The 22,399-nt window shown below is 73.0% G+C and carries 23 protein-coding genes; 12 read left to right on the forward strand and 11 right to left on the reverse strand.

What is annotated here, in order from left to right; all coding sequences use genetic code 11:
* Positions 1-2 precede the first annotated feature (2 nt).
* Both ACFQQL_RS02720 and ACFQQL_RS02725 read right to left on the reverse strand, forming a co-directional pair.
* Positions 3-923, reverse strand: coding sequence for an LLM class F420-dependent oxidoreductase (locus ACFQQL_RS02720; RefSeq protein WP_382390996.1), 921 nt, complete (start codon positions 921-923; stop codon positions 3-5).
* 44 nt (positions 924-967) lie between these two features.
* On the reverse strand, positions 968-1,621 hold the full coding sequence (locus ACFQQL_RS02725) for a DedA family protein (protein ID WP_382390998.1): 654 nt from the start codon (positions 1,619-1,621) through the stop codon (positions 968-970).
* 387 nt (positions 1,622-2,008) lie between these two features.
* Here ACFQQL_RS02725 and ACFQQL_RS02730 point away from each other — a divergent pair, with 387 nt between their 5' ends.
* On the forward strand, positions 2,009-2,554 hold the full coding sequence (locus ACFQQL_RS02730; RefSeq protein WP_382391000.1) for a low molecular weight protein-tyrosine-phosphatase: 546 nt from the start codon (positions 2,009-2,011) through the stop codon (positions 2,552-2,554).
* 9 nt (positions 2,555-2,563) lie between these two features.
* Here the strand turns inward: ACFQQL_RS02730 and ACFQQL_RS02735 are convergent, their stop codons facing one another.
* The 3 genes from ACFQQL_RS02735 to ACFQQL_RS02745 form a co-directional block, all read right to left on the reverse strand.
* Complete coding sequence (locus ACFQQL_RS02735; RefSeq protein WP_382391002.1) at positions 2,564-3,130, reverse strand: phosphoribosyltransferase; 567 nt, start codon at positions 3,128-3,130, stop codon at positions 2,564-2,566.
* A gap of 76 nt (positions 3,131-3,206) precedes the next feature.
* Positions 3,207-3,389, reverse strand: coding sequence for a hypothetical protein (locus tag ACFQQL_RS02740; RefSeq protein ID WP_382391004.1), 183 nt, complete (start codon positions 3,387-3,389; stop codon positions 3,207-3,209).
* A 30-nt stretch (positions 3,390-3,419) separates the two neighbouring features.
* Complete coding sequence (locus ACFQQL_RS02745) at positions 3,420-4,046, reverse strand: VldE C-terminal domain-containing protein (protein ID WP_382391006.1); 627 nt, start codon at positions 4,044-4,046, stop codon at positions 3,420-3,422.
* 73 nt (positions 4,047-4,119) lie between these two features.
* Here ACFQQL_RS02745 and ACFQQL_RS02750 point away from each other — a divergent pair, with 73 nt between their 5' ends.
* Entirely contained in the window at positions 4,120-4,737 is a 618-nt protein-coding gene (locus ACFQQL_RS02750; protein ID WP_382391008.1) for an AAA family ATPase, read from the forward strand.
* Positions 4,738-4,747: 10 nt separating this feature from the next.
* Here ACFQQL_RS02750 and ACFQQL_RS02755 read toward each other — a convergent pair whose 3' ends face one another.
* From ACFQQL_RS02755 to ACFQQL_RS02770, 4 genes are all read right to left on the reverse strand, one after another.
* Positions 4,748-6,109, reverse strand: coding sequence for an ABC transporter substrate-binding protein (locus tag ACFQQL_RS02755; protein WP_382391010.1), 1,362 nt, complete (start codon positions 6,107-6,109; stop codon positions 4,748-4,750).
* A gap of 99 nt (positions 6,110-6,208) precedes the next feature.
* Complete coding sequence (locus tag ACFQQL_RS02760; RefSeq protein WP_465254015.1) at positions 6,209-6,994, reverse strand: carbohydrate ABC transporter permease; 786 nt, start codon at positions 6,992-6,994, stop codon at positions 6,209-6,211.
* A gap of 107 nt (positions 6,995-7,101) precedes the next feature.
* Positions 7,102-7,956 carry a carbohydrate ABC transporter permease gene (locus ACFQQL_RS02765; protein ID WP_382391014.1) on the reverse strand — a complete coding sequence of 285 codons (855 nt, stop codon included), beginning with the start codon at positions 7,954-7,956 and terminating at the stop codon, positions 7,102-7,104.
* Between the two features lie 41 nt (positions 7,957-7,997).
* Positions 7,998-8,654, reverse strand: a complete 657-nt coding sequence (locus tag ACFQQL_RS02770) for a SprT-like domain-containing protein (RefSeq protein WP_382391016.1) — start codon at positions 8,652-8,654, stop codon at positions 7,998-8,000.
* A 170-nt stretch (positions 8,655-8,824) separates the two neighbouring features.
* Between ACFQQL_RS02770 and ACFQQL_RS02775 the strand changes: the two genes are divergently transcribed.
* The 3 genes from ACFQQL_RS02775 to ACFQQL_RS02785 are packed head-to-tail and all read left to right on the forward strand — an operon-like array spanning position 8,825 to position 10,587.
* On the forward strand, positions 8,825-9,655 hold the full coding sequence (locus ACFQQL_RS02775; protein ID WP_382391018.1) for a helix-turn-helix domain-containing protein: 831 nt from the start codon (positions 8,825-8,827) through the stop codon (positions 9,653-9,655).
* A 48-nt stretch (positions 9,656-9,703) separates the two neighbouring features.
* Positions 9,704-10,030 carry a WhiB family transcriptional regulator gene (locus ACFQQL_RS02780; RefSeq protein ID WP_382391020.1) on the forward strand — a complete coding sequence of 109 codons (327 nt, stop codon included), beginning with the start codon at positions 9,704-9,706 and terminating at the stop codon, positions 10,028-10,030.
* On the forward strand, positions 10,027-10,587 hold the full coding sequence (locus ACFQQL_RS02785; RefSeq protein ID WP_382391022.1) for a hypothetical protein: 561 nt from the start codon (positions 10,027-10,029) through the stop codon (positions 10,585-10,587). The genes ACFQQL_RS02780 and ACFQQL_RS02785 overlap by 4 nt, the downstream gene beginning before the upstream one ends.
* 31 nt (positions 10,588-10,618) lie before the next feature.
* On the opposite strand, the gene ACFQQL_RS02790 is transcribed toward ACFQQL_RS02785, so the two are convergent.
* Positions 10,619-13,885, reverse strand: coding sequence for a S41 family peptidase (locus ACFQQL_RS02790; RefSeq protein WP_382391024.1), 3,267 nt, complete (start codon positions 13,883-13,885; stop codon positions 10,619-10,621).
* A gap of 197 nt (positions 13,886-14,082) precedes the next feature.
* Between ACFQQL_RS02790 and ACFQQL_RS02795 the strand changes: the two genes are divergently transcribed.
* From ACFQQL_RS02795 to ACFQQL_RS02810, 4 genes are read left to right on the forward strand one after another with little or no spacing between them, the layout of a single operon-like run.
* Positions 14,083-15,381 (forward strand): alpha-L-fucosidase, encoded by a 1,299-nt coding sequence (locus tag ACFQQL_RS02795; protein ID WP_382391026.1) that lies wholly within the window; start codon positions 14,083-14,085, stop codon positions 15,379-15,381.
* Between the two features lie 11 nt (positions 15,382-15,392).
* Positions 15,393-15,719, forward strand: coding sequence for an L-rhamnose mutarotase (locus ACFQQL_RS02800; protein ID WP_382391028.1), 327 nt, complete (start codon positions 15,393-15,395; stop codon positions 15,717-15,719).
* Positions 15,716-16,696, forward strand: coding sequence for an aldo/keto reductase (locus ACFQQL_RS02805; RefSeq protein WP_382391030.1), 981 nt, complete (start codon positions 15,716-15,718; stop codon positions 16,694-16,696). Before ACFQQL_RS02800 ends, ACFQQL_RS02805 begins: the two co-directional genes overlap by 4 nt.
* Complete coding sequence (locus ACFQQL_RS02810) at positions 16,693-17,538, forward strand: amidohydrolase family protein (protein WP_382391032.1); 846 nt, start codon at positions 16,693-16,695, stop codon at positions 17,536-17,538. Before ACFQQL_RS02805 ends, ACFQQL_RS02810 begins: the two co-directional genes overlap by 4 nt.
* Here the strand turns inward: ACFQQL_RS02810 and ACFQQL_RS02815 are convergent.
* Positions 17,520-18,248 (reverse strand): FadR/GntR family transcriptional regulator, encoded by a 729-nt coding sequence (locus ACFQQL_RS02815; protein WP_382391034.1) that lies wholly within the window; start codon positions 18,246-18,248, stop codon positions 17,520-17,522. The genes ACFQQL_RS02810 and ACFQQL_RS02815 overlap by 19 nt on opposite strands.
* Before the next feature lie 102 nt (positions 18,249-18,350).
* Here ACFQQL_RS02815 and ACFQQL_RS02820 point away from each other — a divergent pair, with 102 nt between their 5' ends.
* The 3 genes from ACFQQL_RS02820 to ACFQQL_RS02830 all read left to right on the forward strand — a co-directional run bounded on the left by ACFQQL_RS02820 (position 18,351) and on the right by ACFQQL_RS02830 (position 22,395).
* A complete protein-coding gene (locus ACFQQL_RS02820; RefSeq protein WP_382391036.1) occupies positions 18,351-19,493 on the forward strand; it encodes an NAD(P)-binding domain-containing protein in 1,143 nt (380 codons plus the stop codon).
* Between the two features lie 78 nt (positions 19,494-19,571).
* The gene (locus ACFQQL_RS02825; RefSeq protein ID WP_382391038.1) at positions 19,572-21,068 is read left to right on the forward strand and encodes a GntP family permease; all 1,497 of its coding nucleotides are present in this window, start codon (positions 19,572-19,574) and stop codon (positions 21,066-21,068) included.
* Between the two features lie 4 nt (positions 21,069-21,072).
* Complete coding sequence (locus ACFQQL_RS02830) at positions 21,073-22,395, forward strand: four-carbon acid sugar kinase family protein (RefSeq protein ID WP_382391040.1); 1,323 nt, start codon at positions 21,073-21,075, stop codon at positions 22,393-22,395.
* Positions 22,396-22,399 lie beyond the last annotated feature (4 nt).

Genomic DNA, 22,399 nt, shown 5'->3' on the forward strand with positions numbered 1-22,399 from the left:
GGTCAGAGCTTCGCCATGACCTCGGCCGCGATGAGCTCCAGGTGGTCCAGGTCGGTCATGTCGAGGCACTGCAGGTAGACGCGGGTGATGCCCGCTTCGGCCAGTGCGCCGATCCCGTCGACGACCTCGGCCGGCGTCCCCGCCAGCCCGTGCTCACGCAGCTCGCCCGGCTCACGACCGATGACTGCGGCACGCCGGGCGAACTCCGCCTCGTCGGCGCCGACGCACGCGACGAGCGCCACCGACTGGACCACCTCGTCGGCATTTCTGCCGGCCTCCTCGCAGGCGGCGCGGACGCGGCCGGCCTGCGCCGCGATGTTCCCCTTCTCCGGGAAGGACTGGTTGTACTCCGCGGCGAAGCGGGCCGCGAGCCGCGGGGTCCGGCGGGGGCCGTTGCCACCGATGATCACGGGGAGCGGAGACTGAGCGGGCTTCGGCAGGGCAGGGTTGTCGGTCAGCCGGTAGTGCTCCCCGGTGAAGCTGTACGTCTCGTCGGCCGGGGTGGACCAGAGCCCGGTGAGGATCTCCAGCTGCTCCTCGAGCAGACCGAACCGCTTGTCCGGGAACGGGATGCCGAGCGCCGCGTGCTCGGCCTCGAACCAGCCGGTCCCGAGGCCGAGCTCCACCCGCCCACCGGACATCGCGTCCACCTGCGCCACCTGGATCGCCAGCACACCCGGGAACCGGAACGTGGCCGAGCAGACGAGGGTGCCGAGACGGATGCGCGAGGTCTCGCGGGCGAGCCCGGCGAGCGTGGTCCAGGAGTCCGTCGGTCCGGGGCCGCGGTCGCCGTCGCCCATCCTGAGGTAGTGGTCCGAGCGGAAGAACGCGTCGAAGCCGAGCTGCTCGGCTCGCTGGGCCATGGCCACGTGGTCGTCGTAGGAGGCGCCCTGCTGGGGCTCGGTGAAGATGCGCAGATCCATGGCTCAACAATGCCAGGTCTCTGGTCCGGACTTCGCGGTGCCGGTCAGGACTCGGCTGCGCGGTCCTCGGCCAGCGCGGCCCCCTCGGCGACGGTCTGCCGGTCGGCCCGCCGCCGCAGCAGGCTGAGCACGCGGTCCACGACGAGGCCGATCAGGGCACCGAGCACGGTGGCCGCCAGGATGCCCAGCACCGGGCGGTCGCTGAACCACGTGCCGCCGACCGTGCCCAGGATGAGCATGTAGGTGGCCCACAGCGTCGCACCGAGCGCGGTGAGCCCCCGGTAGACCGTGCGGCGGATGCCCGTCGCCCCTGCGGCCAGCCCGACGGCGACCCGGACGCCGGGCACGAACCGCCCGGCGAGGACCGCGGTCGAGACGCGGCGCGCGAGCCCCGCGGCCGCGCGGCCGGTCTGCCTGGAGAACCACGGGGTGCGCATCCAGCGGAACCGGTCGAGCCCGACGGCGCGACCGATCTCGTAGCTCAGGTTGTCGCCGATGAACGCGGCGACCGCGGCGACGGGTCCGAGGACGACCAGCAGTGGCCGGCCGGTGGTGGAGCCGATCGCCGCCAGGCCGATGACGAGCGACTCGCTCGGCAGTGCGGGCACCAGCCCGTCGATGACGGTGAGGACGAAGATGGCAACCAGTGCGGCCGGGGTGGCGGCGGCGTCGAGGATCCACTGGCTGATGTCGTCCACGGGTCTAGTTCACCTCAGTAGCGCCGCGGTCGACAGAGGGTCGGACCCTGACTTGTCCCCGGTCGGCCCCCGATCGTTCCCTGGCCGACCCTGATTTGCCCCCGGGTTACCGCGCCCGGGCAGGGAAGAACCCGCGGGGTCCTGGCTCACGGCCAGGGTCCGTGGTGGACGAGATCACGGCCCCGCGGGTTCCGGTGACCACCTGGTTCTCGCCGACTCGTCGAGAGGGGAGGACCACGGGTCCGTCCGTCGACGGGCTAGCGGGTAGCCACCTCACGCGTCCGAAGAATATTCACCTCTGGACCACCTCCCTTCTCGTGTGCCACCCACGCTAGGCGGGCGACGCGTCGTGTGTCACGCAGAATTCCCGGCTGGCACCATGGAGCCATGACCCGTCCCTTCCGCGTCCTCGTCGTCTGCACCGGGAACATCTGCCGCTCTCCGATGGCGGAGGTGGTGCTGCGCAGACGGCTCCGCGAAGCCGGTCTGGACGACGCCGTCGAGGTGACCTCCGCCGGCATCAGCGACGAGGAGCACGGCAACCCGATCGACACCCGCGCCCAGGCTGTGCTCGCCGAGCACGGGTACGAGGTCCCGAGGCACCACGCCCACCAGGTGGGTGCGGACGAGCTCGCGGAGACCGACCTGGCGCTCGCGATGACCAGCCAGCACGAGCGGGCGCTGCGCCGGATCGCGGAGCGGTCCGGCGGGGGGACAGAGATCAGGCTGTGGCGGGAGTTCGACGCCACCGCCCCGGACCGCGCGATCGCCGGCGAGTACGACCTCGACGTCCCCGACCCCTGGTACGGGGCGCACGACGGGTTCTACGAGACGCTCGACGTCGTCGAGCGTGGCGCGGAGGGGCTGCTCGCCCGCCTGCGGGACCGGCTCCCGGACCGGGCGGCTACCGGCCCCGAGGGCCGCGAGGCCTGATCCGGCCCGTCATTCCTCGGTGACCGGCGGCAGCGTGGACCAGGGGAAGTTGATCCACCGGTCGGTGTGCCGCCACACGTAGTCGGGGTCGATGATGGAGGCCGACTTGGCATAGATGACCGCCGAGCGGGCATCCACCGGTGCCGAGGACTCGACGGTGCCGTCGCGGTCCGCGTCCACCGGCAGCCCTTTGGCGCGGATCATGTCCATGACCAGCGCGAGGGTCTTCCCCGAGTCGGCGACGTCGTCAACCACGAGCACCTTGTGCCCGGGCAGCTCGGAGGTGTCCATGAGCGGCGGCAGCACGACCGGCTCCGGCAGCGTCTCCCCGACGCCGGTGTAGAACTCGACGTTGAGCGTCCCCATCGCCTTGACGCCGAGCGCGTACGCGAGGGCGCCGGCGGGCAGGAGCCCGCCGCGGGCGACGGCGATGACGAGGTCCGGCATCCAGCCGGAGGCGACGATGTCTCGTGCCAGCTCGCGGGAGAACCCGCCGAACTGCTCCCAGCCGAGTACCTCGCGGTCCTCGCCGGTGGTGGTCGTGGCGCCGTCGTCGAACGGTGTTCTCTCGCTCATCGTTGGTCCATCGTGCCCGAGCCGCGGCGGTGCGCGCCACGTCGTCCCGGGCGCAGGGCTCGCCGTGAGCCCTGGCTCACTCGTCCCGGGAACCGCTGAGCGCGTTGCGCAGCAGGACGAAGACCGCAACGGCGACGACGGCCACCACGGCCAGCTTGACCACGAACCACATGAGGGAGAAGAGGGCGTCGACGAGGAACCACGCCGCCACGATCGCGACGAGCACTCCGAGAACCGTCCAGATGGTGCCGCTCTTCACCGCATCAGCGTATCCGCCGACCGGCGACGCCTACCCCCGGACCGAGACGTGGACGTGGTCGAAGTGCCCGCCGGTCGCGTCCCCGGGGTCGTAGACGCCGGCGCCGTTGTAGGGGACCCAGCCCGCCTCCGGGCGGTCCGCCTCCCAGATGCGGCCCTGCCAGATGATGTAGTGGACGTGCAGCGCCTCGGCGTGGACCTGCAGCCACCGGGCCGCCCGCCACCCCTCGATGAGGTCCTGGCCGTCGGCGAACGCACCGGACCGGCCGTAGTACAGGTCGCAGCCGCGGCCGTGGGGATGGTCCGACTCCGGGTTCCACTCGTGCTCGGACCAGCACGTCAGGGACGCGTCGGTGAAGGTGAGCTGATCGACCAGCCAGGCCATCGCCGGCGTGACGCAGCCGTCCGTCCCCGCCGGATCCGGCTCGGTGCAGCCGCGGCCCTGGCCCGACCACGGTTCGGGCGCGGCGGGCAGCTCCACGTGCGGTGCGAGGTTCATGGCGGGCCGATACGTGGGTGGCCCGTCCAGCGCGTCGATGCTCGTCGCGGTGGTCACCAGGAGCAGGAAGACGAGGGCACTGCGCACCAGCCGCACGCGCCGCCGCGCCGCCAGACGCTGCGTGGGCGAGAGTCGTCGCTGTCGCCCGGATCTGCCCACCCGGATACTCAAGCACGGATGAGCGCCGTCCGTACGCAGCCGCGGTGCGGTGCCGCTCACCTACCATCGAGCCATGGCGACGACGCCGGGACGACGGCGGATCCTCGAGCGCCTCGCTCGAGGGCTTGCCCGCCGCGCCGCGGACCGACAGGTCCTGCGGGTCGCCGTCGACGGTCCCGATGCAGCGGGCAAGACGACCTTCGCGCGGGACCTGGACGGGCTGCTGTACCCGCTGCTCCCCGCGGGCGCCGAGCTGCGGCGGTTCAGCACCGACGACCTGCTCGCCCCCGTCGTGCTGCGGGGGGAGCTCCGGCACCAGGATCCGCACTGGGTGTACGAGCACGCCTACCCGCTGGACTTGATCCGGGAGATCGCGGTCGGGAACCCCGCGCACGACCACCCCGGGACCGTGGTCATCGCCGAAGGGATGAGTCTGCTGCGCCCCGAGCTCGCGGACCTGTGGGACGTGACCGTCTACCTGACGGTCTCCGAGGAGGTGACGCTCGAGCGCGTCCGGGACCGGCTCGACGAGGACGACGACATCGAGGGCGTCCTGGGTCGCTACCGCAACCTCTACCTGCCCGCGCTCGCGTTGTACCGGGCGATCGCCGATCCGATGGATCGCAGCGACGTCGTCATCGACATGACCGACGTGGAGGCCCCCGCCGTGCAGCACTGGAACGGCCTCTGAACCCCGCCGGCTACTCCTCGAGTGCCGCGTTCCCGGCTTCCTGTGCCTCCCGGAGCGCCTCCGGCACCGGGACGTCACCGAGGAACATGTCCTGCAGGATCGGCGTCGCGGCGTTCATCCCGGCGTTCGTGTTCGGGCCGGTGGGGGCTGGCGTGGTCTCGCCCTGGGCAGCGTCGAGGAACGGCTGGACGTCGACGTCGCGGTCGGCCCAGTAGTCGACGAACGTCTGCTGAGCGTCGACCGCGGCCGGGAAGGCGATGCCCTGGCTCGCCAGCGCGGACTGGCCGTCGGCGGAGCCGAGCCACCGCAGCACGGTCGTGGTCGCCTCGATGTTCTCGCTGTGCGCGTTGCCGACCGCCGCGACTCCGTGCACGACGCTCACGCGGCCCTCAGGCCCGCCGACCATGGGCGCGATGCCCCACTCGAAGTCGGCGCTGTCGGCGATGGTCCGGAGGCGGTACGGCCCGGACTGGAAGAGTGCGAGCCGCCCCTGGAGGAACAGCTCCTGCGGCAGGTCGCCGTTGGGGTTCGTGTCGGCGGCCGAGGGCGCCACGTGGTGGGTGTTGATGAGGTCGACGAGGTACTGGAACGCCTCTTCGCCCTCGGGGCTGGCGAAGGCGAACCGGTCACCGTCCTGCCACTGGCCGCCGTTCTGGGCGAGGAAGTCGATGTAGATCGCCTGCAGGTCGGCCTGCGAGTTGAAGCCGTACACGCGGGTGGAGCTCGGGTCGAACCCGTCCTCGCCCGGGTGGCGTCCCTCGTCGTCGACCGTGAGGGACCGGGCCGCCGGGAGGAGGGTGTCGTCGGGTGCGACCCGTCGGCCGCCCGGGGAGGGCTGCCACGTGAGGTCGTTCGGATCCACCCCGGCCCGCTCGACCATCTCCGCGTTGTAGTACAGGGCGATCGAGTCCCACAGCTGGGGGACGCCCCACAGCGACCCGTCCCGCCGGTACAGGTCGGTGATCGCCCCCTCCCACTCGTCGTGCTCGGTCCCGAGCGTCTCGGAGATGTTGAGCAGGTCGCCGCTGTCGGCGTAGCGGCCGAAGTTCGAGGTGTTCGTCCAGAAGATGTCGGCCATCTCGCCGGAGCTCAGGTCCAGCGGGAGCCGCTCGAAGTAGTCCGCCCACGGGACGGTCTCGACCTCGACCCGGATGTCCGGGTTCTGGGCCATGAACGCGTCGAACGATTCCTGGTAGGCCGGGGCGGCCACCTCGTCCCACAGCCGGAAGGTCACGGTGGTGGCGCCTCCGGCCTGGGTGTCACCTTCCACCGTCGGGTCGTCGTCCGTGGCCGGCGAGCACGCCGCGAGGACCATCGCCGCCGCGGCGACGGCAGTACCCAGCAAGCGGCCTCGGCGCGGCGCGCTCCCCATCTGCCCTCCTCGATGCCCCCCGTGGGCCCTGCACCTCAACCTAGTGCCACGCGAGGCGTGTGCGGGTGCGCCACGGCGGGGCGGCGCGGAACCGTGACCTCACCGCAACCCGATGCCGATGGAGCGGGTGATCTGGCGCTGGAAGACCACGAACAGGATGACGAGCGGCGCCAGCGCGATGGTCGTGGCTGCCATGACGAGCGTCCAGTTGCCCGAGTACTGCGTCTGCAGGGACGCGGTCGCCACCGTCATGACGTTCCACTCCGGTGCCGGGGCGATGACCGACGGCCAGATGAAGCTGTTCCACTGCGTCACGACCGTGATGAGCAGCAGCGTCGCCAGGATCGGCCGGTTCAGGGGCAGCATCACGTACCACAGACGCCGCAGGGCGCCGGCGCCGTCGATGGTGGCGGCGTCGAGGAGCTCCGTGGGCAGGGACCGGAAGTTCTCCCGGAGCAGGAAGATCGCGTACGGGCTGCCGAGAAGGAACGGCACCACCAGGCCGGCGAAGGTGTTCCGCAGACCGGCGGAGGTGAGCATCGAGTACAGCGGGATGATCGTCACCACCGCCGGGATCATGAGGGTGGCGAGGTAGGTCCAGAAGAGGGCGTCCCGGCCGGGGAAGCGCAGCGTGGCGAACGCGTACGCCGCGAGCACCGAGGAGATCATCTGCCCCGCCACCAGGACCGCCACCATCTGCGCAGTCACCGCGATCGGAACCACGAAGTCGTACGCGTCGGTGAACAGCGCGGTGAAGTTCTCGAACGTGACGGGGTCCGGCAGCGACAGCGGCACGGTCGTGCTGAACTGCCGCGGCGTCTTCATGGCGGTGAGGACCGAGAAGACGAACGGCCCGACGACGAGGCCCGCGCCGGCGATCAGCATGAGATACGTCAGGCCGTTGGCCAGCCAACGCGCCGAGCGGGCCGACGTCGGCCGGCCGCCGCGCGTCGTCGTACGCGGCTTTCCGGAACGGGTCGGGGGCAGCGTCGTCATGACATGTCGTACGTGATCCGGCGGCTGAAGTACCGCTGCTGGAGGAGCGTGACGGCGACGAGGACGACCAGGAGCAGGACCGCCATCGCCGAGGCCCGGCCCAGGTTCAGGGCGACGAACGCCTCGTCGTAGATGTGCGCCGCGATGACGTCGGTGGAACCGGCGGGGTAGCCCCGGGCGGCACCGGTGAGGCCGTAGACGAGGTCGAAGACCTGGAACGAGGCGATGACCGAGGTGACCGAGACGAAGAACGTCGTCGGTCGCAGCAGCGGCACCGTCACGGAGAAGAGCGTCCGGACCGGACCCGCACCGTCGAGCGTGGCCGCCTCGTACACCGACGGCGGGATCTGCTGCAGGCCGGCCAGGAAGAACAGCGAGATGTACCCGACCGTGGACCACACGTACACGAAGGCGACGGCCGGCAGCGCCAGGGCCGGGTCGGACATCCACTCGATCCGCGTGCCCAGCAGGGCGTTCGCCGCTCCCGTGCTGGGGTCGAGCAGCCACCGCCAGACGACGCCGAGGGCCAGCGGCGCGCACACCCAGGGCAGGACGTACACGACGCGGAGCGCCGAGGTGCCCGGAAGGCCGCGGTTGATCGCCAGCGCCAGCAGGAGCGCGAGGACGATCGACGTCGGCAGCGCCATGAGCGTGAACAACGCGGTCACCCGCAGCGAGTTCCAGAACGCCGCGGACCCGGCGAGGTCGGTGTAGTTCGCCAGGCCCGTCCAGGACGGGTCGGAGATGAGGTCCCACCGGGTGAGGGAGATGAGCACGACGAGCACCACCGGCACCAGGAGGAACCCGCCGACGCCGACGAAGCTCGGCAGCAGCAGGCCATACGCCGTCAACGCCTCGCGTCGGCGGCGCGCGCGACGGGCGGGCCGGTCGGCTAGCACGACCCGCTCAGGCTGGCGTCGGTGTCGACGAGCGCGAGCGAGGGACGAGCGGAGGGCGAGGAGACGCCGTGGTGCGCGCTGCGGTCGGCGAGCGCGAGCGAGGCGTCGGTGGCGTCCACTCCGCTGCCGGCAAGGACGCTGTGGTCCGCCGTCGCCAGCAGCCGGGCGAGCTCGCGCTCGTAGACCGGTCCTGGCGAGACCGACTGCCCGCGGTAGGTCCACCGCAGCAGGAAGTCCGTGTTGAAGCCGCGGTCGCAGCGGGCGCAGCTCGCGGGGCGGGACGGTCGGCGGTGGCGCTCGTAGGTGTGCCCACGAGGGCACGTCCCGCGCCACGGTGCCGGTGGCCGCGGGGCGTCCGCATCGACCAGCCGCTGGCCGCTGCAGCCGATCCGGTGTGCCTGGGCCCGCCAGACGGCGTCGTGCCCGTGCTCAGGGCCCACGAGCGCGTGGGCGATCTCGTGCAGCAGGGTGTCGCGGACGTGCTCCTCGGTGTACAGCGCCATGAGATGGCGTGACACCGAGATCACCTTGATGTCGAACCGGCACGCGCCGGCGCGCCGTTTGGCGTTGTCGAACCGCAGCCGCCAGTCGGCGAGCCCGTGCTCGGCGAGCAGCTCCTCGCCCAGGACTCGCACCGCCCTCAGCTCCACCGGCACCTCCGCATCCGTGCTCCCGCCCTCGTCGCGCGCGCGGTGAGGGCATCGCGGTGCCCACAGCCTACGAGGAGCCACCCACGTCCGGCACGGTGCACCTCCTGGAGCCGCCCGGGAGGAAGTGGCGTTTCATCGCCACGGCGCGTGCGCCCGCATACGCTCCGACCATGGCCGGAGGGACAGGGTCGGTGGGCGACCTGCTGCGTGAGTGGCGCCATCATCGACAGCTGAGTCAGCTCGATCTCGCGCTGCAGGCGGAGGTCTCGGCGCGTCACGTGAGCCTGGTGGAGACCGGCAAGTCTCGGCCGAGCGCTGAGATGGTGCTGCGGCTGGCCTCCGCGCTGGATGTGCCGCTGCGGCACCGCAACCGGCTGCTGCTGGCCGCGGGCTTCGCCCCGAGGTACCAGGAGCGGGACCTGGAGGCGCCGGACATGTCGTCCGTCCGGGAGGCTCTCGTCACCATCCTCCGGGCGCACGAGCCGTATCCCGCCGTGGTCATGGACCGGCGGTGGAACGTCCTCATGACGAACGCGGGCGTCGAGCTCCTCCAGGACGGTGTCGACGCCGACCTGCTGCACCCCCGGGCGAACCTGGTCCGCCTCAGCCTGGATCCGCGCGGGCTCGCGCCCCGGATCGGGAACATCGCGGACGTGCGGAACATGTTCCGTGCCCGGCTGTCCCGTCAGCTCGCCGAGGACGCCGACCCCGAGATCACCGACCTGTACGACACGTACGTCGCGCCGCACGTGGACGGCAGCGCGGCGGCGCCCGCGGGCGGTGAGGTCGTCGGTGCGATGACCTTGCAGACGCCGGAGCAGGAGGTGCGGCTCTTCTCGACCGTCACGACCTTCTGCACGCCGCAGGACATCACGTTGCAGGAGATCGCCGTCGAGCTGTTCTACCCGGCCGACGGCCGGACCGCGCAGGTGCTGGCCTCCGGCGCCGGCGGCCGCGAGATGGCGGGCACGCTGCCGGGCGGGGGTGTCGCCGGCCCATGAAATGCCATGTCATCGACAAGCCGCGCCGGACGGCGGAGGCTCGTCCGGGTGAGTTCGAGCACTGCGGCGCGCACCGATGTACTGGTCCCGGCAGACCTCCCGTGCCGTACGCACGACCCCGAGCTCTGGTTCGCGGAGCACCGTGAGCAGGTGGAGCAGGCCAAGGCGCTCTGCCGGGGCTGCTCGCTCCGGCCTGGCTGCCTGAACGCGGCGCTCGCGCGCGGCGAGCCCTGGGGCGTGTGGGGCGGCGAGGTCCTCCGTGACGGCGTCGTGGTGTCCGGCAAGCGTGGCCGCGGTCGTCCGCGCACCCGGGTGCGCGTCGACCCGCCGAGGCGTCGACACGTCCCCGCCGGCGGACCGGACACCGGCGCATGACCCCGGCACCGCGATGGGTCGTGTGGTGCGCGTCCGGAGCCTTCCTCGCCGCGCTTCCGACGGCGCTGTGGCGCCTCGCGCTCGCGGCCGGCCATCCGCTCGGGACACCCGACGAGTGGCGGGCGTTCCAGGACATCCCGGGCGCGGGCACCGGGTACGTCCTCGGGCTCTCCGCGCTGCAGCTCCTGGCGGCGGCATGCGCGTTCGCGCTCGTGGTCGACGTGCGGCAGCTCATGCCCGGGCGGGTGCCCGGCTGGGCACGGCGGCGGATACCCACGTTCGTCGCGGTGTGCGGACTCGTCGGTGCCGCGGTGCTGGGCCTGATCGTGACGATGAGTGTCGTCGCGTGGGACCGGGTGGACCCCTTCGCCGGGCAGCCGTACGACGGCTGGGCATGGCTGTGCGCGGCCTGCTACGTCTGCGCCGCGTTCTGGCCGCCCCTCCTGGCCGCGGCGTCCGTCGGTCACCTCCTCCGGGAACGCGCCGTGACGCGGGAGCTCCGGGATGCGTCGGTCGAGTCCGGCGAACACCGGCGGCCGTCGACCCTGTCGTCGTGATGCGCGATCACGTGGCGCATGACGCGTCGCGTTACCGGCGTACCTTCGGCTCGGGTATCTCCGGCGGCGTCGCGGCGGGCTTCTTCTTCAGCAGCCGCAGCGCCTCCTCGATGGCCCGGTCGAGCTGGGGATCGTCGTCGGCGAAGAGCTGCGCCGGGGTGTGGACCACCTCGACGTCCGGGTCGACGCCGTGGTTCTCCACGCCCCAGCCCTTGCCCTCGAGCCAGAACGAGTACCGGGGCTGCGTGATCGACGTGCCGTCGACGAGGTCGAACCGGCCGTCGATGCCGATGACGCCGCCCCACGTCCGCACCCCGACCACCGGGCCGACACCGAGCGCCTGGCCGGCGGCGTTGACGATGTCGCCGTCGGAGCCGGAGAACTCGTTGGCCACCAGCACCACCGGGCCGCGGGGCGCCTGGTACGGATAGGAGCCGGCGCGCTCGTAGTACCGGGACCGGTCCCAGCCGACCACCCGGGCGGCGAGCTTGGTGATGACCAGGGCGGATGTGTGGCCGCCGCGGTTGTACCGCACGTCGGCCACGATGCCCTCGGCCCGGCTCGCCACTCGCAAGTCACGGTGCAGCTGGGCCCAGCCGTAGCTCATCATGTCCGGCACGTGCAGGTAGCCGAGCCGGCCATCGGTGCGTTCGCGGACGTACTCGCGGCGCGAGCGGACCCAGTCCTGGTAGCGGATGACCTCCTCGTCGGCCAGCGGCACGACGACGACGCGACGGCTCTCGCCGCCCCGGCGCAACGTCAGCTCGACCGGCTTGTTCGCCGCGCCGGTGAGCCCGGCGGCCGGACCGGCGACCGGGTCGACCGGGACGCCGTCGACCGCGACGACGAGGTCGCCGACCCGGGCGTCGACGCCGGCTGCACGCAGCGGGGACCGGGCGTCCGGCTCGCTGGACTCGCCCGGCAGGATGCGGTCGATCCGCCAGCCGCCCTCGGCCGGCGAGAGGTCGGCACCGAGGAAGCCGAGTCGACGGTCGGGATCCCCCAACGGTTTCGCGGGCATGACGTAGGCGTGCGAGGTGTTGAGCTCGCCGACCGTCTCCCACAGCAGGTCGACGAGGTCGTCGTGGCTGCGGACCTGGTCCACGACGGGCCGCCACCGCGCCACGACGCCGTCCCAGTCCACGCCGTCCATGTCCTCGCGCCAGAAGTGGTCGCGCATGATGCGGGCGTTCTCGTCGAACATCTGGCGCCACTCGGCCGCCGGGTCGACCTCGAGCCGGAGCCGGCTCAGATCGACCGAGACCACCTCGGCGTCGTCCTCGCCGGCCTTGCGAGTGGCGGGGGTGACCACGACGTCGTCCTTGTGGCGGACCACCAGCCGCTCGCCGTCGCCGGAGACCGCGTAGGAGTCGACCTTCTCGACGATCGTCGTGACCTTGCGGTCCGGGAAGGACCAGCGCTCGAGGCTGTCCGGTGTCTTCTCGCCGGTGACGCCGGCACGGCGGGTGCCGAGGGCGCCCTCCTCCTGGACGACCCTGACCCAGACGACACCGTCCTTGGCGGCACGGAGGTCCCGGTACTCGGCCGACGGCACGGGGAACGGGACGATGCGCTCCTCGGCACCCTCCGCGTCGAGGTCGGGGGAGGCCGGCGCGGACGGCTGCTGGTCCTTGGCCTGCTCCTTGCCGTCCTGCTCCTCGGGCTTGGACAGACGCCAGCCGTCCGCGCTCGGTCCGAACGGCGCGGGTTCCGTGGCGGCGATCGGGATGAGCCACGGACGCGTGGCGCCGGCGAAGGCCAGCGCGAAGTCGTGCTTGTCGTACTGCGGGTCGAAGGTGCGGTCGGAGAGGAAGACGACGTACTTCCCGTCCGCCGTCACCACCGGCGAGGTGTCGTGGTACTGGCCCGAGGTCAGGGCCACCGGGTCCGCGTCCGTGGAGGTGTCGAGCACCATGATCTGGTGCATCTCGCCCTCGACGCCGGTGGGCTGCGACCAGATCAGGTAGCGCCCGTCGGGTGAGAAGCTCGGGGTGAGGGCCTCCCCGTGCCGGGAGCTGGTCACCTCGCGCACCGACGGTGCCCGGCGCCCGCGGCGACCGGTCGCGCCGAGGGTGATCAGGCGGATCGCGCCGTCGTGGGAGATGGTGGCGAGGCGCTCGCCGGCCGGGTCGGCGGCCAGGTGCAGGACGCGGCCGAGCGAGCCGCCGAGGATGCGCCGGGGCTCGGCGGAGCCGTCGAGCGTGTGGATCTCCAGCGCGTCCTCACCGTCCGCGTCAGTCACGACGGCGGCGTGTCCGGTCCGACCGAGCACGACGGGCTCGCGGACCCGGACACCTTGGTCGGCGGCCAGGGCGTGCGCCGGGCCGTCGCGGTGGGCCAGCCAGAAGGCCTTGCCCCGCCACGCGACGAGGCTGTGGTCGCCGCCGTGGTCGGGCACGAGGGCGTCGAGGTTCTGCGTCGGGGCGACGGCGGTCCGCACCGGTGCCGTCGCGGGGAGCGTGACCTCGAGGCGGCGGGGCTCGGCGTCGAGGTCCTCGAGGCCGTCGTGCAGCCAGATCTGGCCGCGGCTGTGCCACGCGATGGTGGTGCCGTCCGTGGTGGCGTCGCGGACGTAGCCGGTCTCGGCGTCCTGGAACGTCAGCTGCCGCGGGCGCCGCTTGCCCGGGTTGTCCCAGACCCACAGGTTCGCCTGCTCCTCGGTGCGGTCCGGGAACGTCGCGGCGCGGTCGGAGACGAACAGCAGCGCGTCGCCGATCCACATCGGGTCGACGAGCGAGGCCTCCTCCTCGGGCAGCAGCCGCTCCCAACGGCCCTTGCCCGCCTTGTCCAACCACAGCCGCGGGGCGGTGCCGCCGCGGTACCGCTTCCAGTGCGCCGGAGGCCGGCTCCACGGGGTGGTCAGCGCGACAGCCCCCTTCGAGCTGATCGCGAGACCGGACGCCATGCCGTAGGTGAGCCGCTCGGCGGCGCCGTCGAGCCCGACGGCCTTGACCACGGCGTGCCGGATGTTGGCCTCGCCGGCGTTCGACGCCACGAGGATCCGGCCGTCCGGTCCCCAGCCGAGCACGGTCGTCACGGATCCGCCCCACCACGTCAGGCGGCGCACCTCGCCGGAGTCGATCTCGGTGGCCATGACCTCGGGGTGACCGTCGCGGTAGGAGACGAAGGCGACGTGCCTCCCGTCCGGGGAGAGCCGCGGCTGGCGGACCGGTGCGCCGTCGTGCGTCAGCCGCCAGGCGCGGCCGCCCTCGACGGGGGCGAGCCACACGTCGTCGGCCGCGACGAACGTGACGAGATCGCCCTGGACATGGGGGTAGCGGAGGTACGCGGGGTTCACTCGCGACACGGTACTGAGGCCGCGACGGCACGGCGACGTCTTTGGGGGCTCCGTCTCCGGCGGGTGCTTGGCGCGGCCCGTGGCCTGCCTCCGCCGGTCACGGCGCATGCGGCACCATGATGGGCACGAGTCATCCGATGTCTGGCGGCCGCGAGGACGGTGCCGCCGGCACGGGCCGCCGACGAAGGAGAGTGCACGTGTCCCGAGCTGAGCACGAGTGGTTCGGTCACGCCCGGTTCGGGCTCTTCGTCCATTTCGGGCTCTACTCGACGCTCGCACGGCACGAGTGGGTGATGACCCGCGAGCGGATCGACCCGGAGGTCTACGAGACCTATGCCGAGTTCTTCGACCCCGACCGGTTCGACGCAGCCGACATCGCCCGCACCGCGAAGCGGGCCGGGATGCGGTACGCGGTGCTGACGGCCAAGCACCACGAGGGCTTCTCGCTCTTCGACAGCCGGCTCAGCGACTTCACCAGCGTCCGGACGTTCGGGCGGGACCTGGTACGCGAGTTCGTCGACGCCTGCCGCGCCGAGGGCCTGCGGGTGGGCCTGTACTACTCGCTGCTGGACTGGCACCACCCGGACTTCACCCTCGACCACCACCACCCGCTCCGCGACGTCCCAGACGCGCACGACCGCAACGCGGGACGGGACATGGCGCGGTACCGCGAGTTCCTCCACGGCCAGGTGCGCGAGCTGCTGACCGGCTACGGCACGATCGACTACCTCTTCTACGACTTCACCTATCCCGAGACCGTCGGCGGCTGGCCCGGCAAGGGGCCGCACGACTGGGGCGCCGAGGGCCTGCTCGCGATGACCCGGCAGCTGCAGCCCGGCATCGTCGTCAACGACCGGCTCGGGATCCCGGGGGACCTGGTCACCCCGGAGCAGTACCAGCCGAGCGCACCGATGCGGCGCGACGGCGTCGACGTCGCCTGGGAGGCGTGCCAGACGCTCAACGGCAGCTGGGGCTACGACCGGGACAACCTCGGCTTCAAGACGCCCGACCTGCTGCTGCGGATGCTCGTGGACTCCGTGTCGAAGAACGGCAACATGCTGCTCAACATCGGCCCCGACGGCCGCGGGGCGGTCACCCCGCGAGACCGAGAGTCGCTGGCGACGATCGGCAGCTGGATGGACCTGCATGCCGATTCGGTGGTCGGCGCCGGACCGGCCGACCACACGGCACCGCCCGGGACGGTGCTGACGCAGCGGGGCGACCGCCTGTACGTGCACCTGTTCCACTGGCCGTTCGGGCACCTGCACCTGCCCGGGCTCGCCGGGAAGGTCCGGTACGTCCGCTTCCTCCACGACGGCTCCCAGATCCGCGCGGAGGCGACCGATCCCGACCAGCAGGCGCTGACCACCGAGCCCGGCGGGCAGCCGGCCGGGACGCTGACGCTCCACCTGCCCACCGTCCGCCCCGACGTCGAGATCCCGGTGGTCGAGCTGTTCCTGGACGACGGCGCGGCCGCCGGGGCGGACCGTTCCTGAGAGGAGCCGACATGGATCGCATCGCTCTGCACACACGCCTCGCACCCGGCAAGGAGGAGGACTACGACCGCATCCACGCCGTCATCCCTGCCGATCTCGACGCCGCGCTGCGAGCCGCCGGGGTACACACCTGGCGGATCTGGCGCGACGGGCGCGAGCTGTTCCACGTGGTCGAGTGCGAGGACTACCGCGCGATGCGTGCGGCCCTGCGCGACCACCCCGCGAACGTCCCCTGGCAGGCCCGCATGGCCGAGCTCCTCGAGGTGGAGGACGACTACAGCGGCGAGGACGACGGGCTGCGCCACGTGTGGGAGCTGCCCGCGGAGCCGCCGGCATGACCGACCGCGTGCGGCTGACGCGCTGGGGATTCGGCGCGGCCGAGCTGGGCAACCTGTACGAGACGGTCGCGCCCGACGCCGCCCGCGCGGCGGTGGATGCGGCCTGGGAGGCCGGGATCCGCTACTTCGACACCGCGCCGCACTACGGCATCGGCCTGTCGGAACGGCGCCTCGGCGACGCGCTGACCGGCCGGGCGCGGGAGGAGTACGTCCTCTCGACCAAGGTGGGCCGGATCCTCGAGCCCGACCCCGGCTACCGCGAGGGCGACCTGGACCCCGGCGGGTTCGTGGTGCCCGCGACGTTGCGCCGTCGTGCGGACCTGAGCCCGGCGGGGATCGAGCGCAGCCTCACCGACAGCCTCGAGCGGCTCGGTCTCGACGCCGTCGACGTCGCCTACCTCCATGACCCGGAGGAGACCGCCCGCACCACCGAGGAGATGCTCGGTGCCCTCGAGACCCTCGTCACCCTCCGGGACAGCGGGGTGGTGCGTGCCGTCGGTGCCGGCTCGAAGGACCCCGAGATCCTGCGGGCGGCCGTCACCCGGAGCGACCTCGACCTCGTCATGCTCGCCGGCCGGCACACCCTGCTCGAGCAGTCCGCGGACCCGCTGCTGGGCACGTGCCTGGAGCACGGCGTGGGCGTGGTCGCCGTCGGGGTGTTCAACTCCGGCATCCTGGCGGACCCCGCACCCGGTGCCGGCGCGCGTTACGAGTACGCCGCCGCCCCGCCGGACGTGCTCGACCGCGCCCAGCGGCTCGCGGCGGTGTGCCGACGGCACGGCCTGTCCCTGCCGCACGTGGCCGTGCACTTCCCGCTGCGGCACCCCGCCGTCGTCGACGTGACGATCGGGATGCGCAGCGCCGCCGAGGTCCGGGACCTGGCGCGGTGGGCCGCCGAGCCGGTGCCGGAGGCGGTGTGGGCAGACCTCGCCGCCGAGGGTCTTCTGGGCGCCGCCGACCCGGCGGTGGCGCCGTGACACACACCGTGATCGACACCCACCTGCACGTCTGGGACCCCGGTCTGCTCGACTACGGCTGGATCCCGCCGGGTCCGCTGTTCCGGCGGTTCACCGTCGCGGATGCGCGGGCCGCGGCCGCCGAGCTGGCGGCGCCGGTCCGCGGCGCCGTCCTCGTGCAGGCCGCCGACAGCCTCGAGGAGACCCGGCACCTGCTGCGCCAGCAGGAGGCCGACGAGTGGGTCCTCGGCGTCGTCGGCTGGTTGCCGCTGCGCCGTCCGGACCGGGTGCGCGCCCTGGTGGAGGAGGGCTTTACGGAGAACCTCGTGGGCGTCCGGCACCTCACGCACGACGACGCGGACCCACGGATGTTGAGCCTGCCGGTGGTCCGGGAGTCACTCGCGGCCGTGGCAGCCGCGGGCCTGCCCCTGGACATCCCGGACGCCTACCCCGGGCAGCTGGACCAGGTCCCGGACCTCGCGGCCGACGTCGACGGGCTGCGCGTCGTCGTCGACCACCTCGCCAAGCCGCCGCTCGGCGGAGACGACGCCGAGTGGGAGGCGCAGCTGCGCGCCGCCGCGCGGCTCCCGAACGTGGTGGCCAAGGTCTCCGGCCTCGCGACCTCCGTGGCGCCCGGCGCCTCCTGGGGACGGGACCTGGCGGCCCGGGCGTGGGACCTGGCGCTCGAGTCGTTCGGCCCGGACCGGCTGATGCTCGGCAGCGACTGGCCCATCGCGCCACGGGTGGGGGACTACGCCGCGACCCTCGGCGTCGCCCTCGAGCTGCTCGAGGAGCTCACGCCGGCGGAGCAGGCAGCGATCCGCGAGGGCACGGCACGTGCCGTCTACGGGCTGCCCGGCTGACGACCCGCCCGGCCCTGGGCAGGTCCCTGGGCCGCGAGGTCGGCCTGCTGCGCCACCCACATCTCCACGCCGGCGATGTGCACCCGCGACCACGCCCCGGCCACGTCCGCCCGGCCCGCGGCGAGCGCCGCGTAGATCGCCTCGTGCTCGGCGAGGGTCCGCTCCAGCGACCCCGACTCGGTGATGCCGCGCCAGATCCTCGCCCGGGCCGTCGGGCCGGAGATCCCCTCGATCGTGGCCGAGAGGTAGGAGTTCCCGCAGTAGGAGTTCACCGTCCGGTGGAACTCCAGGTCCGCGGCGAGGAGCTCCTCGGCCGAGGACTGCGGACCTGTCCGGTCCAGGATCGCGCGGACCTGCGCCAGGCCCGCGTCGTCGATGCCGTGCGCGGCGAGCTCCACGGCGGCGGGCTCGAGGATCCGGCGCATCTGCAGCAGCTCGACGATCGAGGAGTCCTCGTGCAGGTCGATGATGAACGAGATCGCCTCGACGAGCATCGACGGCGCCAGGTTCGTCACGTAGGTGCCGTCGCCCTGGCGCACGTCGAGCACCCGGATGAGGGAGAGGGCCCGCACCGCCTCGCGCAGGGAGTTGCGGGACAGGCCGAGCCGCGCGCCGAGGGCGGCCTCCGGGGGCAACCGGTCGCCGGGCTGCAGCTCGCCGGAGACGATCATCGACCGGATCGCCGCGATCGCGCTGTCGGTGACGGCCATGGCGTCACCGTACGGCCCCCGCGCGCCCGAGGCGGTGCCACCCGTGACAGAGCCCACCGGCCGGCCGGGAACGACGCCGTGCCGGGGCGTGTTCCCCCGGGTATGGGTGCGTTGCCGGATCGTGCCGACGTCGTGGTGATCGGCGCCGGCCAGGCCGGCCTGTCCGCTGCCTACCACCTGCGGCGGCGCGGGTTCCGCCCTGCGGACGGTGCCGATCCGGGCGACGGCGCACGCGGCACGTTCGTCGTCCTCGACGGTGAGGACGGTCCCGGCGGCGCCTGGCGCCACCGGTGGCGCTCGCTCCGGATGGCGACCGTCAACGGTATCCACGACCTGCCCGACATGGCCCGCCCCAGCGTCGACCCGGCCGAGCCGAGCGCCGAGGCGCTGCCGCGCTACTTCGCGGACTACGAGCGGACCATGGACCTGTCCGTGCGCCGGCCGGTTCGCGTCCGCGCGGTCCGCCGCGCCGACGGCGACCCGGACGGCGCGCTCCTCGTGGACTCCGACGGCGGGACCGTCGAGGCCCGTGCCGTCATCAACGCCACCGGCACGTGGACGAAGCCGTTCTGGCCGCGATACCCGGGCCAGCTCGGCTTCCGTGGACGGCAGCTCCACGTGGCCGACTACGTCAGCGCCGAGGAGTTCGACGGTCGGCACGTCGTGGTGGTCGGCGGCGGCATCTCCGCCGTCCAGCTGCTCGACGAGATCTCGCGGGTCACGACCACCACGTGGGTGACCCGCCGGGAGCCGGTCTGGCGCACCGACGCGTTCGACGCGGCGGCCGGGCGGCGCGCCGTCGCGCGGGTCGCCGAACGCGTCCGGCAGGGCCTGCCCCCGCTCAGCGTCGTCTCGGTCACGGGCCTGGTCCGCACGCCCGCCATCCGTGCCGCGCAGGAGCGCGGTGTGCTGCGGCGGCATCCGATGTTCGTCCGCATCGAGCCGGCCGGCGTTCGCATGCCCGACGGGTCCTTCGTGCGCGCCGACGTGATCCTGTGGGCCACCGGCTTCCGCGCCGCGCTGGACCACCTCCGGCCGCTGCACCTGCGCGGGCACGGCGGCGGGATCACGATGGTCGGCACCCAGGTGGCGGACGAGCCGAGACTCCACCTCGTCGGCTACGGGCCGTCGTCGTCCACGGTGGGGGCGAACCGGGCGGGCCGCGAGGCCGTGAACCGGATCACCCGCCGTCCTTCTCGACCGCCTCACCATCGCCGCCCGATGACGGCTAGTTGCGCAGAGTAAGCAACTTCGGTACAAACTGTTGCGTCATTCGTGCATGTGCGCCACCGGTGTCGCACCGGTCCAGAGAAGGGCTGCCCCATGGATCTCCAGCTGCTGCTGGCACTCGTCCTCGGCATCGCCACGATCGTCGTGGTGGTGCTCCGGACCCGCCTCGACGCCTTCGTCGGGCTCATCCTGGCCGGTCTGGTGACGGGTCTGGTCGCCGGCCAGTCCGCGGTCGACGTCATCACCTCCTTCACCACCGGCTTCGGCACGACCCTGACGAGCATCGGCATCGTCATCGGGCTCGGCGTCGGGATCGGCAAGATCCTCGAGGTCTCCGGCGCGGCCGACGCGCTGGCGCGGGCCTTTCTCCGCGCCTTCGGCAAGGGCCGCGAGGAGTGGGCGCTCGGCAGCGTCGGCGCCGTCGTCTCGATCCCCGTCTTCTGCGACTCCGGCTACGTCATCATGAACCCGCTCGCCCGCTCCATCGCGCGGGTCAAGCGGGGCGGCTACGTCGCCCTCGCCCTCGCGCTGGGGTGCGGCATGACCCTCACGCACCACATGGTGCCGCCCACGCCCGGCCCCCTCGGCGTCGCCGGCATCCTCGGCGCCGATCTGGGGCTGCTCATCCTCACCGGCCTGGTCTTCGCCGTCATCCTGCTGCCGGTCGTCATCCTCTACGCCCGCTGGATCGGTCCGAAGCTCGAGGACGAGATCGTGCCGAGCGTTCGCGAGGTGGTCTACCCCGCGCTCGCGGCGGTCAGCGGCGGCCGGAGCACCGGCGGGGCTTCGAGTGCCGGCACCGACGGCGACGTCGCCACTGCCGGGGCGGCACCTGCCGACGCCGAGCCCGCGCCTGCCGCCGCGTTGGGCGAGCCGCCCAGCGGCGCCCGCCCCCACCGCGTCGGCCCGCTGCTGGGCGCCCTGCCGCTGCTCGTGCCGCTCCTGCTCATCGTCGCCAACACCGCCACCGCCGCGATCGACCGCAGTCAGCAGGGCATCCTCGAGGGTGACTACGAACCGGCCGCCTGGACCCTGCCGTTCGCGTTCGTCGGCAACCCCAACGTCGCACTCGTCATCGGCCTCGTCCTCGCCGTCTACCTGCTGCTGCCGCGCTGGACGCCGCGGAACGCCGTGCACGGCTGGCTCGCCGATGCCGCGGCCTCGGCCGGACTCATCCTCCTCATCACGGGCGCCGGCGGCGGGTTCGGCCTCGTGCTGCGCGACTCCGGTGTGGGCGACGCCCTCGCCGAGGCCATCGGCTCGATCAACCTGCCGGCCTTCCTCGTGCCCTTCCTCGTCGCCACCGTGGTGCGCATCGCCCAGGGCTCCGGAACCGTCGCCATGATCACGGCGGCGTCCGTCACGGCCCCCATCGTCCCCGCCCTGGGCATCGACCCGCTGCTCGCGGCGATGGCCTGCACCGCGGGGTCGATGGTCTTCAGCTACTTCAACGACTCCTACTTCTGGGTCGTCACCCGGTTCACCGGGCTCGAGGGCGTCGCGGCGCTGCGAGGCTGGTCCGGCATCACCACGGCCGTGTGGGCGGCGTCCATCCCGCTGCTCGTCATCCTCAGTCTCATCCTGGGCTGACGCCGTGGACGTACTCGTCGTCGCCGACGACCTGACCGGCGCGAACGCCTGCGCGGCGGGGTTCTCCCGCGCCGGCTGGCGCGCGGTCACCGTCGGTCCCGGCAACCGGTGGGGCGCGATCGCCGAGTTCCACAGCAGGTTCGACGTCGTCGTCGCCACCACCGAGTCCCGGCACGCGCCCGGAGCCGAGGCGCGCCGGAGCGTCACCCAGGCCGTCCGCGCCGGCTGGCCGGTGCGGCTGGTCACCGCCCGGATCGACACCACGCTGCGCGGCAACGTCGGGGTCGCGGCCGAGGCCGTCCTCGCCACGGCACGCGAGCTGTCCGGCCGCCGGGTCGTGGGACTGTGCCTGCCCGCGCACCCCGCGGCCGGCCGGCAGACCGTCGAGGGACGGCAGCTGCTGGACGGCGTCCGCCTCGAGGAGACTGAGCTCGCCCGCGACGTGCGCTCCCCGGTCCGCACCTCCGCCGTCGCCGACGTGCTGCGGGTGGGCACCGACCTGGTCACGAAGCCCATCTCGCTGTCCACCGTCACCGGCAGCCGGGCCGACCTCGTCGCCCGCATCGGCGAGGCGATCGACGGCGGGGCGGACGTCGTCGTCGCCGACGCCCTCACCGAGGAGCACCTGGCCCGGGTGGCCGAGGCGGCCGCCGACGTCGCCGCGGACCGCGACATCCTCTGGGCAGGCATCGACCCGGGTCCCGGCTCGGTCGCGCTCGCTGCCGCGCTCGGGCTGAGGGGCGCGGGAGCCTCGGCGACCCCGGTCCTGGCGGTCAGCGGCTCCGCCACCGGGCTCACGCAGACCCAGCTGGCGCGCCTGGTGAGCGAGCGCGGCGCGCACGTCGTGCGGCCCGTCGGCGGACCGGTCCCCGACGTCGACGCGACGGCGGCCCGGCTGCGGGAGGCCCTCGCCGACGCCGCCGGCGGCGAGGTGGTGCTGCTCGCCACCGTCATCGAGCCCGGCGACGTCGGCCGCCTCACCCCCGAGCAGTCGGCGCGCCTGCCCGTCGCGCTCGGCCGGGTCACGCGCCGTGTGCTGACCGAGACTCCGGTCGACGGGCTCTACACGACCGGCGGCGACGTCACCGCCGCCGTGCTCGCCGAGCTCGGCGGCCAGGGCATCGAGGTCACCGGCGAGGTCGTGCCGCTCGCTGTCGCCGGTGAGGTGGTGGACGGTCCCTGGGACGGGCTTCCGATCGTCACCAAGGGCGGGCTCATCGGCGGTCCGGACACCGCCGTCGCCTGCGTCGACCACCTCGTCCGGACCGCGGCGCAGCGCCGCCGCTGGGTCCGCACCGCCGTCGGGAACGCCCCGGACGCACCATGACGCC

The sequence above is a fragment of the Georgenia alba genome (assembly GCF_042665525.1).
GTDB classification, from domain to species: Bacteria; Actinomycetota; Actinomycetes; order Actinomycetales; family Actinomycetaceae; genus Allobogoriella; species Allobogoriella alba.

What these genes read in the sequence shown, in the direction of transcription:
- ACFQQL_RS02720 (WP_382390996.1), bottom strand. Translation starts at nt 923, where the DNA reads ATGGATCTGCGCATCTTCACCGAGCCCCAGCAGGGCGCCTCCTACGAC.
- ACFQQL_RS02730 (WP_382391000.1), top strand. Translation starts at nt 2,009, where the DNA reads ATGACCCGTCCCTTCCGCGTCCTCGTCGTCTGCACCGGGAACATCTGC.
- ACFQQL_RS02735 (WP_382391002.1), bottom strand. Translation starts at nt 3,130, where the DNA reads ATGAGCGAGAGAACACCGTTCGACGACGGCGCCACGACCACCACCGGC.
- ACFQQL_RS02750 (WP_382391008.1), top strand. Translation starts at nt 4,120, where the DNA reads ATGGCGACGACGCCGGGACGACGGCGGATCCTCGAGCGCCTCGCTCGA.
- ACFQQL_RS02755 (WP_382391010.1), bottom strand. Translation starts at nt 6,109, where the DNA reads ATGGGGAGCGCGCCGCGCCGAGGCCGCTTGCTGGGTACTGCCGTCGCC.
- ACFQQL_RS02760 (WP_465254015.1), bottom strand. Translation starts at nt 6,994, where the DNA reads ATGCTGATCGCCGGCGCGGGCCTCGTCGTCGGGCCGTTCGTCTTCTCG.
- ACFQQL_RS02775 (WP_382391018.1), top strand. Translation starts at nt 8,825, where the DNA reads ATGGCCGGAGGGACAGGGTCGGTGGGCGACCTGCTGCGTGAGTGGCGC.
- ACFQQL_RS02785 (WP_382391022.1), top strand. Translation starts at nt 10,027, where the DNA reads ATGACCCCGGCACCGCGATGGGTCGTGTGGTGCGCGTCCGGAGCCTTC.
- ACFQQL_RS02800 (WP_382391028.1), top strand. Translation starts at nt 15,393, where the DNA reads ATGGATCGCATCGCTCTGCACACACGCCTCGCACCCGGCAAGGAGGAG.
- ACFQQL_RS02805 (WP_382391030.1), top strand. Translation starts at nt 15,716, where the DNA reads ATGACCGACCGCGTGCGGCTGACGCGCTGGGGATTCGGCGCGGCCGAG.
- ACFQQL_RS02815 (WP_382391034.1), bottom strand. Translation starts at nt 18,248, where the DNA reads ATGGCCGTCACCGACAGCGCGATCGCGGCGATCCGGTCGATGATCGTC.
- ACFQQL_RS02820 (WP_382391036.1), top strand. Translation starts at nt 18,351, where the DNA reads ATGGGTGCGTTGCCGGATCGTGCCGACGTCGTGGTGATCGGCGCCGGC.
- ACFQQL_RS02825 (WP_382391038.1), top strand. Translation starts at nt 19,572, where the DNA reads ATGGATCTCCAGCTGCTGCTGGCACTCGTCCTCGGCATCGCCACGATC.